This is a genomic window from Modicisalibacter ilicicola DSM 19980, from assembly GCF_900128925.1.
GTDB classification, from domain to species: domain Bacteria; phylum Pseudomonadota; class Gammaproteobacteria; order Pseudomonadales; family Halomonadaceae; genus Modicisalibacter; species Modicisalibacter ilicicola.
Genome location: NZ_FQUJ01000003.1, coordinates 32,652 through 46,917 on the forward strand (window position 1 = coordinate 32,652; position 14,266 = coordinate 46,917).

General features: G+C 63.1%; 17 protein-coding genes. 2 read left to right on the forward strand and 15 right to left on the reverse strand.

Annotated elements, in window-relative coordinates; genetic code table 11:
* Positions 1–168: 168 nt before the first annotated feature.
* Positions 169–651, reverse strand: coding sequence for a pyridoxamine 5'-phosphate oxidase family protein (locus BUA41_RS02690; protein WP_072819514.1), 483 nt, complete (start codon positions 649–651; stop codon positions 169–171).
* A gap of 263 nt (positions 652–914) precedes the next feature.
* Here BUA41_RS02690 and BUA41_RS02695 point away from each other — a divergent pair, with 263 nt between their 5' ends.
* Positions 915–1,655: a hypothetical protein gene (locus BUA41_RS02695; protein WP_072819515.1), complete on the forward strand. Its 741-nt coding sequence runs from the start codon at positions 915–917 to the stop codon at positions 1,653–1,655.
* Positions 1,656–1,774: 119 nt separating this feature from the next.
* Positions 1,775–1,993 carry a hypothetical protein gene (locus tag BUA41_RS02700; RefSeq protein WP_072819516.1) on the forward strand — a complete coding sequence of 73 codons (219 nt, stop codon included), beginning with the start codon at positions 1,775–1,777 and terminating at the stop codon, positions 1,991–1,993.
* An 82-nt stretch (positions 1,994–2,075) separates the two neighbouring features.
* On the opposite strand, the gene BUA41_RS02705 is transcribed toward BUA41_RS02700, so the two are convergent.
* From BUA41_RS02705 to hisD, 14 genes are all read right to left on the reverse strand, one after another.
* The gene (locus BUA41_RS02705; protein WP_072820141.1) at positions 2,076–3,053 is read right to left on the reverse strand and encodes a branched-chain amino acid ABC transporter permease; all 978 of its coding nucleotides are present in this window, start codon (positions 3,051–3,053) and stop codon (positions 2,076–2,078) included.
* 8 nt (positions 3,054–3,061) lie between these two features.
* Positions 3,062–3,949: a branched-chain amino acid ABC transporter permease gene (locus BUA41_RS02710; protein WP_072819517.1), complete on the reverse strand. Its 888-nt coding sequence runs from the start codon at positions 3,947–3,949 to the stop codon at positions 3,062–3,064.
* A gap of 30 nt (positions 3,950–3,979) precedes the next feature.
* Positions 3,980–5,191, reverse strand: coding sequence for an ABC transporter substrate-binding protein (locus BUA41_RS02715; protein ID WP_072819518.1), 1,212 nt, complete (start codon positions 5,189–5,191; stop codon positions 3,980–3,982).
* Between the two features lie 58 nt (positions 5,192–5,249).
* Entirely contained in the window at positions 5,250–5,993 is a 744-nt protein-coding gene (locus tag BUA41_RS02720; RefSeq protein WP_072819520.1) for an ABC transporter ATP-binding protein, read from the reverse strand.
* The gene (locus BUA41_RS02725) at positions 5,990–6,760 is read right to left on the reverse strand and encodes an ABC transporter ATP-binding protein (protein WP_072819522.1); all 771 of its coding nucleotides are present in this window, start codon (positions 6,758–6,760) and stop codon (positions 5,990–5,992) included. The genes BUA41_RS02720 and BUA41_RS02725 overlap by 4 nt, the downstream gene beginning before the upstream one ends.
* Before the next feature lie 278 nt (positions 6,761–7,038).
* Positions 7,039–7,323, reverse strand: a complete 285-nt coding sequence (locus tag BUA41_RS02730; protein WP_072819525.1) for a type II toxin-antitoxin system RelE/ParE family toxin — start codon at positions 7,321–7,323, stop codon at positions 7,039–7,041.
* On the reverse strand, positions 7,320–7,598 hold the full coding sequence (locus tag BUA41_RS02735; protein ID WP_072820143.1) for an antitoxin of toxin-antitoxin stability system: 279 nt from the start codon (positions 7,596–7,598) through the stop codon (positions 7,320–7,322). Before BUA41_RS02735 ends, BUA41_RS02730 begins: the two co-directional genes overlap by 4 nt.
* 119 nt (positions 7,599–7,717) lie before the next feature.
* Positions 7,718–8,446, reverse strand: coding sequence for an amino acid ABC transporter ATP-binding protein (locus BUA41_RS02740; protein ID WP_072819527.1), 729 nt, complete (start codon positions 8,444–8,446; stop codon positions 7,718–7,720).
* A complete protein-coding gene (locus BUA41_RS02745; RefSeq protein ID WP_072819529.1) occupies positions 8,443–9,099 on the reverse strand; it encodes an amino acid ABC transporter permease in 657 nt (218 codons plus the stop codon). Before BUA41_RS02745 ends, BUA41_RS02740 begins: the two co-directional genes overlap by 4 nt.
* Complete coding sequence (locus tag BUA41_RS02750) at positions 9,100–9,816, reverse strand: amino acid ABC transporter permease (RefSeq protein ID WP_072819531.1); 717 nt, start codon at positions 9,814–9,816, stop codon at positions 9,100–9,102.
* Between the two features lie 145 nt (positions 9,817–9,961).
* Positions 9,962–10,840 carry an amino acid ABC transporter substrate-binding protein gene (locus tag BUA41_RS02755; protein WP_072819533.1) on the reverse strand — a complete coding sequence of 293 codons (879 nt, stop codon included), beginning with the start codon at positions 10,838–10,840 and terminating at the stop codon, positions 9,962–9,964.
* Positions 10,841–10,957: 117 nt separating this feature from the next.
* Positions 10,958–11,683: a cysteate racemase gene (gene cuyB / locus BUA41_RS02760; RefSeq protein WP_217652765.1), complete on the reverse strand. Its 726-nt coding sequence runs from the start codon at positions 11,681–11,683 to the stop codon at positions 10,958–10,960.
* A gap of 55 nt (positions 11,684–11,738) precedes the next feature.
* A complete protein-coding gene (locus BUA41_RS02765) occupies positions 11,739–12,929 on the reverse strand; it encodes a DegT/DnrJ/EryC1/StrS family aminotransferase (RefSeq protein WP_072819536.1) in 1,191 nt (396 codons plus the stop codon).
* Between the two features lie 12 nt (positions 12,930–12,941).
* Positions 12,942–14,252 (reverse strand): histidinol dehydrogenase, encoded by a 1,311-nt coding sequence (hisD, locus tag BUA41_RS02770; RefSeq protein ID WP_072819538.1) that lies wholly within the window; start codon positions 14,250–14,252, stop codon positions 12,942–12,944.
* Between the last annotated feature and the right edge of the window lie 14 nt (positions 14,253–14,266).

Genomic DNA, 14,266 nt, shown 5'->3' on the forward strand with positions numbered 1-14,266 from the left:
CGCCCGATAAATCTGGCTCCTACAAAACCCTTTGATATCAATTGCCTGTAGGAGCTCGCTTCAGCGAGCGATTGGCGTTGTTACCATCGCCGGATAAATCCGGCTGCTCCTACACCCAACAAGCATGCACGGCAAAGTGCGATGGGCCTGAAATGATTGCGGTTCGGATCAGCCAAACTTCTCGTTCTCGCCCATGTTCGGCGTCTTGTCGGTCATGTTGGCCTTGGCAATCTCGTAGAGCTGGAACGCCTTGCTCTCCTTGGCCTTCCAGTGCTCGCCCTGCTGGATCTTGATCTCCAGCAGCACCACGTCCGGGTCTTCCTTGCCCTCGGGGAACCAGGCGCCCACGAAGGAATTCCAGTACTTGTCGATCAGTTCCTGGTTCTTGGTCAGGTTGGCCGTTCCCGAAAGCGACACGTAGACGCCCTCCTCCTGGTCGGAGAAGCTCAGGCAGACTTGGCTGTCCTGCTGGGCCTCGAAGACCTTCTCGGCACTACGCCGGGTGAAGAACCACAGCGTGCCATCGTACTCGTCCTGCACCAGGTGCATGGGCCGAGCCCTGGGCGTGTCGCCATCCACGGTGACCAGCATGCCCACCTTGATGTCCTTGATCATGTTCCATATCTTTTGCTTATGTTCGGGACTGGACATAGCAACCAAACTCCTTGTCTGATGTTCCGTTTACCCAGAATCGTGGCACCCTAACAAACCGCCGAGGCGCCTGGCAAAAAGGCACGCGGGTGCAGGCGGTCTCTTGGGCACGCGCCGTTTCAAGATAGTGGCGAATTACCCTGTCGTCGAACGAGCCGCGCGCCGCTTCGATGCCCGGGACTTGCCCCAGGCTAAATCGGCAAAACGACGCCGGGTGTAGCATGGACGTGTCACTCGGCATCCTCACTCGACCAGGAAGGCTCATGTTCGACTGGCTGTCCCGGCATTCGGATCTACTGACGATCTTCACCAACACAGCGTCGATCATCGTCTGGCTGGGCTTTTCCCAGGCCTTGTACATGGAGATGCGCCGGCGCCGCCACCCCCGCCTGCTCATCAACAGTGGCAAGAAGAAGGACACCAGCGCGCTGTGCATCATCAGCAACATGAGCGACGAGCCGGTCTTCATCGAATACATCATCGCCGAGCTCGACACCTCGCGAGGCGTCATCCGCATGGACGTGACGGATTACGATCAGTCCTACACGCCGGGCGACGAGGACCAAGGGTATGCCGCGGGCGCCGATCGACGAGAACCCGCGGATCTGGACCCCAATAACGATCATCAAGGCCCGCTCGATGTCGACGACTTCATTCATATCGGCACCTTCGATCGCGTGATCCGTCGCCTCGCCCGGGAAGCAGGCATCGAGATGGAGGGCCATCGCCCCGCGGGGGATCTGCATTTTCGCAGCCTGACCATTCGCCTCATCGGCATCTACGGCCCCGAGAGCCTGCCCATCGGCGCCGAGCGCCGCTTCAAGCTCACCCACAAGTACCACTATTGTGCCCTCAGGCCGGCCTCGGCGGACACGCGTCGCCTGGCCTCGCGGTGGCAGCGTCACAAGGTGCGCAAGTGGATCGAGCAGATCAATGCCTCGAGTGCCTCGGCACGGCTGTCGTTTCGTCGCCTGAACGGCGAGGACGACAACGCCCGCCTGTAAGGTTTCCTTCCCTGGCCTCACAAAGCCTCAGGACCCCCGCAAGGGCCCCCGCGCAGCCGGCAACGCACAGGCATGTCGGCTGGCGCACAACAAGAAATCCCTTACCCATGAGGTGCCCCATGAAGATCGCTACATTCACCGCGTCGCTGCTGGCCTCGCTCCTGCTGGCCGGTTCGGCCCTGGCCATGGATTCCGATGCCGTCGAACAGAAGATGGCCGAAATACGCCAGCAGACCGAGGAAACCGCTCAATCCGAGTCGCGGGTCGAGGCGCTGGAAAAGCAGGTACAGGAACTGGAAGCACTGGTTCGCATGATGCTCGAGGAAGAACAGGAATAGGACGGCAAGAAGCGCCTCCTGTCCCCTCTCGAAACGCCAAGGGCCTGCTCATCGCAGGCCCTTGGCGTGAGAGTAGCCTTCGTCACTTGAAGTTGCGTTTCACCAGCTTCTGCAGTTCACCGATGATGCCGCTGCGAAAGCTCAGCACGCAGAGCACGAAGATCGACCCGAGAATCACGCTGACCCAATCGCCCAGCGGAGACTGCGACAGCTGATGCTGCAGGCCGATCACCAGGCTGGACCCCACCAGCGGGCCGAGCAGCGTGCCGACACCGCCCAGCAGGGTCATCAGGATCACCTCGCCGGACATGTGCCAGTGCGCGTCGCCCAGGGATGCCAGCTGGAAGACCAGGGTCTTGGTCGCGCCGGCCAGCCCGGCGAGCCCGGCCGAGATGACGAAGGCCACCAGCTTGTAGGTGTCGGTGTCGTAGCCCAGCGAGACGGCCCGCGGCTCGTTCTCGCGAATCGCCTTGAGCACCTGGCCGAAGGGAGAGTGCACGGTACGCTGGATCAGCGCGAAGCCCAGCACGAAGACGGCGAACACGAAGTAGTACAGCGCCAGGTTGCTCTGCAGGCTGAACAGCCCGAAGAGCTCGCCCCGCGGCACGCCGTGCAGACCATCCTCGCCCCCGGTGAACGGCGACTGGATGAACAGGAAGAACATCATCTGCGCCAGGGCCAGGGTGATCATGGCGAAGTAGATGCCCTGGCGACGAATCGCCAGGAGGCCGAACAGCAGGCCCAGCACCACCGATCCCAGGGTACCCGCCAGGATGCCCAGTTCCGGGGTCAGTCCCGGATAGGTCGAGAGCAGGAAACCGGTGATGTAGGCGCCGGTGGCCAGGAACGCCGCATGACCGAAGGAGAGCAGGCCGGCAAAGCCGAGCAGCAGGTTGAAGGCACTCGCGAACAGCGCGAAGCAGAGGATCTTCATCAGGAACACGGGGTAGGCCACGAAGGGCGCCACCAGGCCCAGCAGGATCAGGCCCAGGTACAGAAGCCCGTGCCGACGCCGGGCCGAACGCTGACGGGCCGCGGTCACGGTGGAAGTGTCGCTCATCGCCATGGTCATGCCTCCTTGCCGAACAGCCCCGCGGGGCGCAGCATCAGTACCATGATCATCACCAGGAAGATCACGGTGTTGGCGGCCTCGGGGTAGAACACCTTGGTCAACCCCTCGATCAGCCCCATGGCCAGCCCGGTGAGGATCGCGCCGAGAATCGAGCCCATGCCGCCGATCACCACCACGGCAAAGACCACGATCAAGAGGCTCGAACCCATGGTCGGCGAGACCGGATAGATCGGCGCGGCCAGCACCCCCGCGAAGGCCGCCAGCGCCACCCCGAAGCCATAGGTCAGGGTCACCAGCAGGGGCACGTTGACGCCGAAGGCCTGCATCAGCCTGGGGTTCTCCGTGCCCGCACGCAGATAGGCGCCGAGCCGGGTGCGCTCGATCATGAACCAGGTGAACAGGCACACCGCCAGCGCCGCCACCAGCACCCAGGCCCGGTAGGTGGGCAGGAACATGAAGCCCAGGTTGAAGCCGCCGGCAAGCGCCTCGGGCACCGGATAGCTGCTGCCCGAGACGCCGAACAGGTTGACCAGCGTGCCCTCGAAGATCAACGCCAGCCCGAAGGTGAGCAGCAGGCCATAGAGATGGTCGATGTGCTGGATACGCCGCAGCAGCACCCGCTCGATCAGGATGCCCAGGGCGCCGACCACCAGCGGCACCACCAGCAGTGCCAGCCAGTAATCCAGCCCCAGGTACTCGAGCCCCAGCAGCGCGGCGAAGGCGCCCAGCATGTACTGGGCACCGTGGGCGAAGTTGATGACCTTGAGCAGGCCGAAGATCACCGCCAGCCCGAGGCTCAACAGGGCATAGAAGGCGCCGTTGATCAGCCCCAGCAGCAACTGGCCGAACAGCACCATCAGCGGTATGCCGAAAATCGTCGTCATGGCGTCACACCCTCAGCGGCCGTGGAGTCCTCATCCCTTGACCAGCGGGCACTGGCTCTCGGACAGGGGGCGGAAGGCTTCCTCGGCGGGGATGGTACGCAGGATCTCGTAGAGGTCCCACTCGCCCTCGGATTCGCTCGGCGACTTCACCTCGACCAGGTACATGTCGTGGACCATGCGGCCATCCTCGCGGATGCGCCCATCGCTGGCGAACATGTCGTCGACGGGGGTCTCGGCCATCTGGGCACGCACGGTCGCGGCATCGTCGCTGCCGGTTTCCGCCACCGCGTTCAGGTAATGCAGCGTGCTCGAGTAGACCCCCGCCTGGACCATGGTCGGCATGCGCTGGGTACGCTCGTAGTAGCGATTGGCCCATTCCCGGGTCTCATCGTTCATGTCCCAGTACCAGCCGGTGGTCAGCTGCAACCCCTGGGTGACATCGAGCCCCAGGGCATGCACGTCGTTGAGGAAGATCAGCAGGCCCGCCAGGGTCTGGCCGGACTGCACCAGGCCGAACTGGCTGGCGGTGGTCAGGGCATTGACGGTATCGGAACCGGCATTGGCCAGGCCGACGATCTTGGCGCCGGACCCCTGGGCCTGCAGGATGTAGGAGGAGAAGTCGCTGGTGGGGAACGGGTGGCGCACCTTGCCGACGATCTCGCCGCCGTTCTCCTCGACCACCGTCTCGACGTCGTTTTCCAGGGCGTGACCGAAGGCGTAGTCGGCAGTGAGCAGGAACCAGGTATCGCCCCCCTCGTCGACGATCGCCTTGGCGGTACCATGGGCCATCGGGTAGGTGTCGTAGACCCAGTGGATGTGATTGGGCGTGCAGTGTTCGTTGGTGATGCTCGAGGCCGCCGACCCGGAGACGATGCCCAGCTTGCCCTGCTGATCGAGGATCTTGGTCACCGCGATGGTGACCGACGACGCCACCATGCCGGCGACCAGGTCGATGTTGTCCTGATCGATCCAGCCACGCACGGTATTGGCACCGACATCGGCACTGTTGCGATCGTCGGCGCTGAGCACCTCGATGGGGGCGCCGTTGACCTCGCCACCGAAATCTTCGACGGCCATCTTCAATGCTTCCAGACCGCCCTGACCGGCCAGGTCACGGTAGGTGCCCGACATGTCGGCCAGGTAGCCGATCTTGACCACGTCGCCGCTGATCTCGGCCTGGGCCAGGCTCGGGGCCAGCAGCAGCGCGGCGGTGGCGGTGAGTGCGTGCTTGGTGACATTCATCTCTTTCTCCATGCCCAGCGGGCGGCTTGTTGTTGTTGATTCAAGGTATGGCACCCGGTCAGACGCCGAGCACGGCATGCAGGTGCTCGCGACGCTCGGGCAGTTCGGCGGCACTGATCTCGTCGATGATGCGACCGTGCTCCATGACGTAGTGGCGATCGGCCAGCGGTGCGGCGAAGCGAAAGTTCTGTTCCACCAGCACCACCGTCATGCCACGCGCCTTGAGCTTGACCAGCACCTCGCCCAGCGCCTGCACGATGACCGGCGCCAGGCCTTCGGTGATCTCGTCGAGCAGCAGCAGATCGGCGCCGGTGCGCAGGATGCGCGCCATGGCCAGCATCTGCTGTTCGCCCCCGGAGAGGCGGGTGCCCGGGCTGTGGCGACGCTCGTAGAGGTTGGGGAACATCGCGTAGATGTCGTCGAGGCTCATGCCCCCGGAGCGCACCGTCGGCGGCAGCAGCAGGTTCTCCTCGACGTTGAGACTGGCGAAGATGCCGCGTTCCTCGGGGCAGTAACCGACTCCCAGCCGGGCGATATGATGGGCGGGGGTATTCAGGGTTTCGCGTCCATCGATGACGATCGAGCCGGAGCGCCGATCGACCATGTTCATGATCGCCCGCAGGGTCGTGGTGCGCCCGGCGCCGTTGCGCCCCAGCAGGGTCACCAGTTCGCCCTTGCGCACCTCGAAATCGACGCCGTGCAGGATGTGCGACTCGCCGTAGAAGGCATGCAGGTCGGTGACCCGCAGCTGTTCCGGAGCCGTGCTTGCCATGCCCGCGTCCCGGGGCTGTGCGATGGTCATGCCTCCTCCTCCTCTGTCGCCTCGCTGCCCATGTAGGCCTCGCGCACCCGGGGGTCGGCGGAGACGCTGGCGTAGTCGCCTTCCGCCAGCACCGCGCCCCGGGCCAGCACGGTGATGCGATCGCACAGGCGGCTGACCACGCTGAGGTTGTGCTCGACCATCAGTACCGTGCGCCCCTTGGCGGCCTCGCGGATCAGCGCCACGACCCGATCGACATCCTCGGCGCCCATCCCTTGGGTGGGCTCGTCGAGCAGCATCACCGTCGGCTCCAGGGCCAGGGTGGTGGCCAGTTCCAGGGCCCGCTTGCGTCCGTAGGGCAGTTCCACCGTCAGGCTGTCGGCGTCCCTTTCCAGGCCGACCTGGGCGAGCAGTTCCCGGGCTCGCTCGTCGAGAGCGGCCAGGCTGCGCTCGGACTTCCAGAAATGAAAGGAGGTGCCCAGCTTGCGCTGCAGGGCGACGCGCACGTTTTCCAGCACCGTCATGTGGGCGAATACCGCGGATATCTGGAAGGAGCGCACCAGCCCGAGACGAGCGATCTGGTTGGCCTTCATGTGGGTGATCGGCTTGCCCCGGTAGAGGATCTCGCCGCGGGTCGGGGGAAGGAACTTGGTCAACAGGTTGAAGACGGTGGTCTTGCCGGCGCCATTGGGGCCGATCAGGGCGTGGATGTGCCCTTCGGTGATCTGCAGGTCAACCTGGTCGACCGCGGTGAAACCTCGAAACGTCTTGGTCAGGCCATGGGTTTCGAGCACGAACTCCCGGGGCATAGAGCAGTCCTCTGGCGACCGCGAGGCGGTCGTCTTGTTGTTGTTGTCACCTCTCTGCAGATGCCGGGAGTTGTCGCTGGCGGCACTGCGGAGCAGTAGTTTACGTTAACGTAAGCTAGAGCAGCCGGCGCCCGGCTTCAACCACTGCATGCCGGAACTCGACCAATGATGAATATATCAGCAGAATAAGAAGCATCTCTCGAAGGCTATTCTCGTAGGGGGACGCCGCCCTGGTGTCCTGCTCCTGCTGGCGATCATGATCTTCGTAGGCGAGGAATTCACTCTTCGACGGGCGGCCACTGCCTGGCGGTGTGCACCAGGGCTAATAACCAGACGATGTCCCCTTCGATCTCGTATACGAGCCGATAGTGCTCGTGGGGTATCAATTCGCGGGTGCCAGGGATCTTGCCGGTCTTTCCTTGCTGAGGGAAGTCGCTCAACCGTCTGGCTGCATCACTGAATACATTATCCAGTCGAGCGGCTGCATCAAGATTGTGGGCTGCTATGTAGTCCCATATGTCGAGGCGGTCCTGCTCTGCTTCTGGAGTCCAGACAACCCTCATTCCTGGTTCTCGATATTGGCACGACGTGCGGCAAACTCAGCTTCGACATCGTCATTGGATCGCCCTACGCCATTGCGCATGGAGCCGCGTGCAAGCGCTACCTTACGGCCAAGGTACTCATCGTATTCCCGTGCCTCACGCTGGTGCCGAATGAATTCGCGCATCAACTCTCGAAGCACTTGCGAGGCGGGTCGATGAGCAGCCTCTGCCTCGGCCATGAACTCATCCCGTAGCTCGGACTCCAGCTTCATCGTGAATACCGCTTGTTTAGCCATGTCGATCCCCAGCACAAACTGACATACAAAGTATATACCTCGTCATTACTTCACGCCAAATTCGCTTCGCTTCCATATCAAATACATGCGGCATGGCTTATTCAGTTAAGACTGTAGTGCTAGTGCGCCAGGATCTTCGACAGGAACTCCTTGGCACGGTCGGTTTCGGGATTCCTGAAGAACGTGTCGGTATCGGCGATCTCCTTCACCTCCCCCTGGTCCATGAACACCACCCGGCGCGCCACCCTGCGGGCGAAGCCCATTTCATGGGTGACCACCATCATCGTCATGCCCTCCTTGGCAAGCTCCACCATGACGTCCAGCACCTCGCTGATCATCTCCGGATCGAGCGCCGAGGTCGGCTCGTCGAAGCACATGGCGATGGGGTCCATGGCCAGGGCCCGAGCGATCGCCACCCGCTGTTGCTGTCCGCCGGACAAGGCAGAGGGGTACTTCTGTGCCTGATCGGCCAGGCCGACGCGCTTCAGCAGGCTCTCGGCCTTTTCGCGCGCGGCTTCGCGCGAGCGTTTCAGCACCTTGATCTGGCCCATCATCAGGTTCTCGATCACCGTCTTGTGCGGGAACAGCTCGAAATGCTGGAACACCATGCCGATACGCGCGCGCACCAGGGGCAGCTTGGTGCCCCTGGCGGTCACGTCGGTCTCTTCGACCACGATGCGCCCGCTGTCGACCGGCTCCAGCGCGTTGACGCACTTGATCAGCGTGCTCTTGCCCGAGCCGGACGGTCCGCAGATGACGATCACCTCGCCACGCTCGACCTCGAGCGAGCAGCCTTTCAGGACGTGGAAGTCATCGTACCACTTGTCGATGTTGTCGATTTTTATCATGCGACCTTCTTTTTCTGCAGGTGCTTCACCAGCAAAGAGCCGGAGAAGCAGATGACGAAATAAACCAGCGCCGCGAAGAGGTACATCTCTGCCAGCCGCCCTTCCACCTTGGCCACCACGCTGGCCGAGGTCATGAAATCGCTCAGGGCCACGACGTAGACCAGGGAGGTGTCCTGGAACAGGATGATCGCCTGGGTCAGCAGGACCGGGATCATGTTGCGGAATGCCTGGGGAAGGATCACGTACTGGAGGTTCTGGCGCGGCGACAGCCCGATGGCCAGGCCGGCATAGACCTGGCCACGCGAGACCGAATTGAGCCCGGCACGCATGATCTCGGCATAGTAGGCCGCCTCGAACAGCGAGAAGGCGATCAGCGCGCTGGTGAAGTTGCCCACCGGGCGACCGATCAGCAGCGGCACCAGGAAGTAGAACCAGAAGATGACCAGGATGAGCGGGATCGAGCGGAAGATGTTGACGTAGACTGCGCTGAACCAGCGTAGCGGCGCCGGCCCCCAGATGCGCATCACCGCCAGGATCGTACCCCAGGCGAGTCCCGCAATCAGCGCCAGGAAGGTCAACTGGAAGCTGATGAGCAACCCGTCAAACAGGAACGGAAGCGATTCAATAATGACCTGGAAATCGAAATCACCCATCTAGTTTGCCCCCACCGAGCCCGGGATGCGCGTCTTCTGGTCGATCAGGCGCATCAGCAGCACCACCAGCAGCGTGATGACCAGATAAAGCACCGTCGCGGCGGTGAACGCCTCGAAGCCCTGGAAGGTGTAGTTCTCGATCTGCCGCGCCTGGGCGGTCAGTTCCAGCACACCGATGGTCAACGCCAGTGATGAATTCTTGAAGATCGTCAGGAATTCGGAGGTCAGCGGCGGCACGATGATCCGATAGGAGATCGGAAGCCTGATGTACAGATAGTTCTGCAGGGGGGTGAGGCCGATCGCAAGACCTGCGTTCACCAGATCCTTGCCGATGGTCTGGATACCGGAGCGGACCTGCTCGGCCACGCGGGCCGCCGTGTAGGCGCCCAGCGCCACGACGGCCGTCACGTACTCGGGATTGGGCATGTCGCGCTTGACCCAGAGGCCCAGGTCCTCGGGCAGCAGCTCGGGCACGACGAAGTACCACACGAACAGCTGCACCAGCAGCGGGATGTTGCGGAACAACTCGACATAAGCTGCCGCCAGGGTGCGTACCAGGCGGTTGGGGACCGTGCGCAGGATGCCGACCGCGGAGCCCACCACGAAGGCGATGACCCAGGCGGCGATCGCTACCAGCAGGGTCCACTGCAAGCCGGATAAAAGCCAGCCCAGGTAGGGTTCCTGGAACAGGACCGCCCAATTCCAGTTGTAGTCCATGAGTATTCCTTGGTTAGCGGCCAGTCATGATCGGGGTCACGCCAGCGACCCCGAAAGCCATGACTGCATTCGCTGTGCCCTCACCTTTTTGGGTTGCTCACGGGCCTTGCTTCGAGCAACCCGAAGAGAGTGCTGAAAGGATTTCTTACTTCGGCAGGGCGTGGATCTTGAAGTTGGCGCGCAGGAGGTCGGACATGGGCACGCCCAGCGGCTCGAACCACTTGCTGTAGATCTCCTCGATCTCACCGGTGCGGAACAGCTCGGCCAGCCGACGGTTCACCACCAGCCGGAACTTGCTGTCGTTCTGGGGGAGCATGATGGCGTAGGGGTCGTAGGACAGGAAATCGCCCACCACCTCGTAGGTGTCAGGATTCCTGGCCTTCGCGATCAGGCCGTAGAGCAGGATGTCGTCGGTCGAATAGGCATCCACGCGGTCGGTCTGCAACGCCAGGAATCCTTCCGCGTGATCCCTCACGGACACGACGTTCACGTCCTGGATGTCGCGTTCCTCGATGGCGGTCTTGACCGCACGCTCGTTGGTGGTGCCCTGGGCCAGCGCGATGGGCTTGCCGGCCAGGTCCTCCACCGTGGCGATGCCGCTACCCTTCTTGGTCAGCAGCTTTGTGCCGGTGATATAGGTGATAGCGGCATAATCTACCTGCTGCTGGCGGGTCAGGTTGTTGGTGGTCGAGCCGCACTCCAGATTGAGCGTGCCGTTGGCCATCAGCGGTATGCGGGTCTGGGGCGTCACCGGCACCCACCTGATGTTCAACTCCTCGACACCGATTTCGCTCTTGATCTCGTCCACGATCTGCATGCAGATATCTATTGTGTAGCCGATCGGTTGCTGGTCATCGCCGATATAGGAGAACGGAACCGAGGTCTCGCGGTGGCCGATCGTGATGACACCGCTTTCCTTGATCTTGCCGAGCGTGGGGCCCAATTCCTGGGCACCGACGGTGCCGATGGAGGAAAGGCCGATCACCGCGGCGGTCAGCAATGTTCCGAGACGTTTTATTTTCATTTTCAGCCCCTTTGCTCGGTTGAGCATGCAGTCGGTTCTTGTTGGGTTTTCTGCCATTCTTGTCCATCTTAGTACGTGCCGGCCGATGTGGCTCGTGTCAAGATATCCACTAAGCCCTCAGCCCTCGACAGACCTCACCACTTCATCGGCAAGGATCTGCAGGGAGTCGTAGACAGGGACTGCGGTGGTCAGGCTTTCCTGTATGACCGACAACTCGGTGCAGGCCAGGACAAGCACATCGGCACCTTGTCTGCCCAGGTCCTCGGCAGCACGGTTGAAGGCCTCCAGGGTAGTCCCATGGCGTCTCTCGCCGCGCTTGACGGCACGAATGACCTCGAGAAGCGCATTCTCGTTGTGCGGGTACACGAGCTTCAGTCCGAGATCGTCCGCGTAGCGTTCATAGAGGCCGATCTTGCGCAGTGCCGGCGAGGCCAGCATGCCAACCCTGGCGCCTGGAGCCGCCTGGTGTACCGCCTCTAGCGTCAACCGAATCATGTTGAAGACGGGTATGCCGACCGACTCCTGGGCGTACTCCCAATAGTAATGGGCCGTATTGCAAGGCATGACCAGGAAGCGGGCGCCGGCCTTTTCGAGCCGCTGTGCCATGGCGGCAATCGTGGGTCCCGGGTTCTCTCCATCGCCTTCGATCAAGGCCTTGATCCGCGAAGGCACCTTGGGATTGTTGTCGACCAGCAGATGGATATGGTCCGAATCATCGTCGGCGGGTGTGGCATCGATCACGCGCTGCATGAACTCGACGGTGGCATCGGGCCCCATCCCGCCGATGACACCGACCATCGGGCAGGCATCGCCCTCTGGGCTCGAAACACGAGAATCGGTCATTACATTGCCCTTCGGATTGGTGAATTGACGACGTCCATCCTGGATGGTGATCGGCTCATTCGCTTTCTTGCAACGCCTCGCCGACGAGCTGGACGATCTCCGCACAATCCTGTGCATCGAAGGTCAGGGGAATGCGCAGGTCACAGAGCGTGGCCAGCACCTTCTCCGTATTCGGCACCGGGCGCATACCGTCCAGGTAGCGCCAGCTGTCGTAACGGCTGGTGTAATCCTCGGGCTCTTCACGGCCGTACCACTTGAGCGGTATGCCGCGCCGCTCGCAACCGGCAACGAAGGCGGCGATGCGTTCACGCGACAACCCGGGCAGCCGAAACTGAATGGAGCTGCCGACGAAGCCTTCCTCCGGCGGTCTTGGGATCAGGGTAACCGGCGCCTGCCGGCCGAGCCCCTCCTCCAATACGCGGTAGAGCCGATTCCAGCGCTCGCGCCGATCGTCGAGTTGCGCCAATTGTGGGCGCAGCACGGCCGCGCGCAGATTGTCCATGCGCCCGCTGCAATTGGGGGTCTGCAGGCGCACGTCACCAAAGCTCTCGGCCTCCGGGGCTGCCAGATGGCGATCGAACAGCATGTAGGAGCCGGAGAGGATGACCGCGCGGCGCATGACCTCCGGGTCGTCGGTTGTCAGCAGCCCGCCTTCCCCGGAGTTGAGGTGCTTGTAGGTCTGGGTGCTGAAACAGCCGACCTGGCCGAAGCTGCCGCTCGGTCGTCCCCGCCAGGTGGCGCCCATGGTGTGGGCGCAATCTTCGATCAGCAGGATGCCGAGCTCGTCGCAGAGTTCGACGATGGCCTCCATGTCACCGATATGACCCCGCATGTGAGACAGCAGGAAGAAGCGGGCGCCACTTTCCTCGGCGGCCCGACGCAGGTCGTCGAGATCGACCGTGGTGTCGTCCTGTATATCCACCAGCACCGGCACCCCGCCGGCGCCATGGATGCTGCCCGGCACCGGCGACAGGGTGAAGGCGTTGCACAACACCTTGTCGCCGGGCGCCAGCCCGCTGGCGCGCAACGCGATCTGCATGGCGTATCCCCCCGACGCGCAGGCCAGGCAATAGGCCACGCCGAGACTGTCGGCGAACTCCTGCTCCAGCAGGGCCGCTTCCCCACGTTCACCCTCGGCCAGGTTGTAGCGATGCAGACGCCCGCTGCGCATGATCGCCACCGCTGCCTCGATGGCTGCCTCGGGCAGCGGCTCCTGCTGGGTGAAGGATTTCGAGAAGGTCTGCATGGCGACTCCCGGCTAGTAACGCTGCTGGTCGTGAACGGGGAAGTCCCAGGCTTGCTCGGGAAAGTACTTGCGCAGCCGCCAGTCGCAGGCCCGGGCGTGCCCTTCCATCCCCTCGGTGCGCGAGATACGCGAGCCGGTGGCGCTGAAGACCCGGTTGGCCTCGGCGCTCAATTGCTGAGTGGTCAGCACCTTCATGAACTTGTGGACGTTGAGGCCACCGCTGTAACGCCCGGCGCGCTTGGTCGGCAGGATATGATTGGTGCCGGAGCACTTGTCCCCGTGGGTCACGGTGCTGCCTTCGCCAAGGAACAGCGAGCCGTAGTTGCCCAGGTGCTGCTTCCACCAGTCCAGGTCCTCGCAGAGCACCTGCAGGTGCTCGCAGGCGTAGCGATCGCTGACCTCGACGACCTCTTCGCGGCTGTCGCAGAGGATGACTTCGCCGAAGTCCCGCCAGGCGGCGTGAATCACCTCGGCGCTGGGCATGTCGTCGGCGACCTTGGGCAGCAGCTCGAGCACCGCGCGCCCCACCTGCTCGGAAGTCGTGAACAGCCAGACCGGGGAGTTGGGGCCATGCTCGGCCTGGGACACCAGATCGACGGCGATGGTCATGGGGTCGGCACTCTCGTCGGCGATGATGGCCGACTCCGTGGGCCCCGCGAACACATCGATGCCCACCTGACCGAACAGCAATCGCTTGGCCTCGGCGACATAGGCATTGCCCGGCCCCACCAGGATGTCCGCCTCGCGGCCGGTGAAGAGCCCGAAGGCCATGCTGGCCATGGCATGCACGCCACCCATCTCGAGAATCACGTCGGCACCGGCCACGTCGAGCGCATAGGTCACCGCGGGATCGATGCTGTCACCGCGCGGCGGCGAGCACGCCACCACGAACGGTACCCCGGCGGCCTTCGCGGTGGCCACGCTCATCAGCGCCGAGGCGGCGTGGGCATAGCGCCCGCCGGGGATGTAGCAACCGGCGCATTGTACCGGTATGACCCGCTGGCCCAGGACAACCCCCGGCTCGGTCTCGATCTCGAACTCCTGCAAGCTGTCGCGCTGGGCCTCGGCGAAACGGCGCACCTGGCGGTGGGCGAAGTCGATATCGTCCTTGACCCGCTGCGGCACCTGCGCGATCAATGCCTGGCGCTTCTCGTCGCTGAGCACGAAGTCGCCTGTCCAGTTGTCGAACTTTTGCGCGTATTCGCGTACCGCGTGCTCGCCACGCTGACGGATGTCGTCGAGCATGCCACGCACCGCTTGCGTAACACGCTGATCCTCGGCCTCGGCACCTGCCGAAGCCGCCGCTTTCTTGAGATATTGCATTGCCTTTGTCCTCG

Coding starts and splice junctions, on each gene's coding strand:
- BUA41_RS02690 (WP_072819514.1), bottom strand. CDS start 651: ATGTCCAGTCCCGAACATAAGCAAAAGATATGGAACATGATCAAGGAC.
- BUA41_RS02695 (WP_072819515.1), top strand. CDS start 915: ATGTTCGACTGGCTGTCCCGGCATTCGGATCTACTGACGATCTTCACC.
- BUA41_RS02700 (WP_072819516.1), top strand. CDS start 1,775: ATGAAGATCGCTACATTCACCGCGTCGCTGCTGGCCTCGCTCCTGCTG.
- BUA41_RS02705 (WP_072820141.1), bottom strand. CDS start 3,053: ATGAGCGACACTTCCACCGTGACCGCGGCCCGTCAGCGTTCGGCCCGG.
- BUA41_RS02710 (WP_072819517.1), bottom strand. CDS start 3,949: ATGACGACGATTTTCGGCATACCGCTGATGGTGCTGTTCGGCCAGTTG.
- BUA41_RS02715 (WP_072819518.1), bottom strand. CDS start 5,191: ATGAATGTCACCAAGCACGCACTCACCGCCACCGCCGCGCTGCTGCTG.
- BUA41_RS02720 (WP_072819520.1), bottom strand. CDS start 5,993: ATGACCATCGCACAGCCCCGGGACGCGGGCATGGCAAGCACGGCTCCG.
- BUA41_RS02725 (WP_072819522.1), bottom strand. CDS start 6,760: ATGCCCCGGGAGTTCGTGCTCGAAACCCATGGCCTGACCAAGACGTTT.
- BUA41_RS02730 (WP_072819525.1), bottom strand. CDS start 7,323: ATGAGGGTTGTCTGGACTCCAGAAGCAGAGCAGGACCGCCTCGACATA.
- BUA41_RS02735 (WP_072820143.1), bottom strand. CDS start 7,598: ATGGCTAAACAAGCGGTATTCACGATGAAGCTGGAGTCCGAGCTACGG.
- BUA41_RS02740 (WP_072819527.1), bottom strand. CDS start 8,446: ATGATAAAAATCGACAACATCGACAAGTGGTACGATGACTTCCACGTC.
- BUA41_RS02745 (WP_072819529.1), bottom strand. CDS start 9,099: ATGGGTGATTTCGATTTCCAGGTCATTATTGAATCGCTTCCGTTCCTG.
- BUA41_RS02750 (WP_072819531.1), bottom strand. CDS start 9,816: ATGGACTACAACTGGAATTGGGCGGTCCTGTTCCAGGAACCCTACCTG.
- BUA41_RS02755 (WP_072819533.1), bottom strand. CDS start 10,840: ATGAAAATAAAACGTCTCGGAACATTGCTGACCGCCGCGGTGATCGGC.
- cuyB (WP_217652765.1), bottom strand. CDS start 11,683: ATGACCGATTCTCGTGTTTCGAGCCCAGAGGGCGATGCCTGCCCGATG.
- BUA41_RS02765 (WP_072819536.1), bottom strand. CDS start 12,929: ATGCAGACCTTCTCGAAATCCTTCACCCAGCAGGAGCCGCTGCCCGAG.
- hisD (WP_072819538.1), bottom strand. CDS start 14,252: ATGCAATATCTCAAGAAAGCGGCGGCTTCGGCAGGTGCCGAGGCCGAG.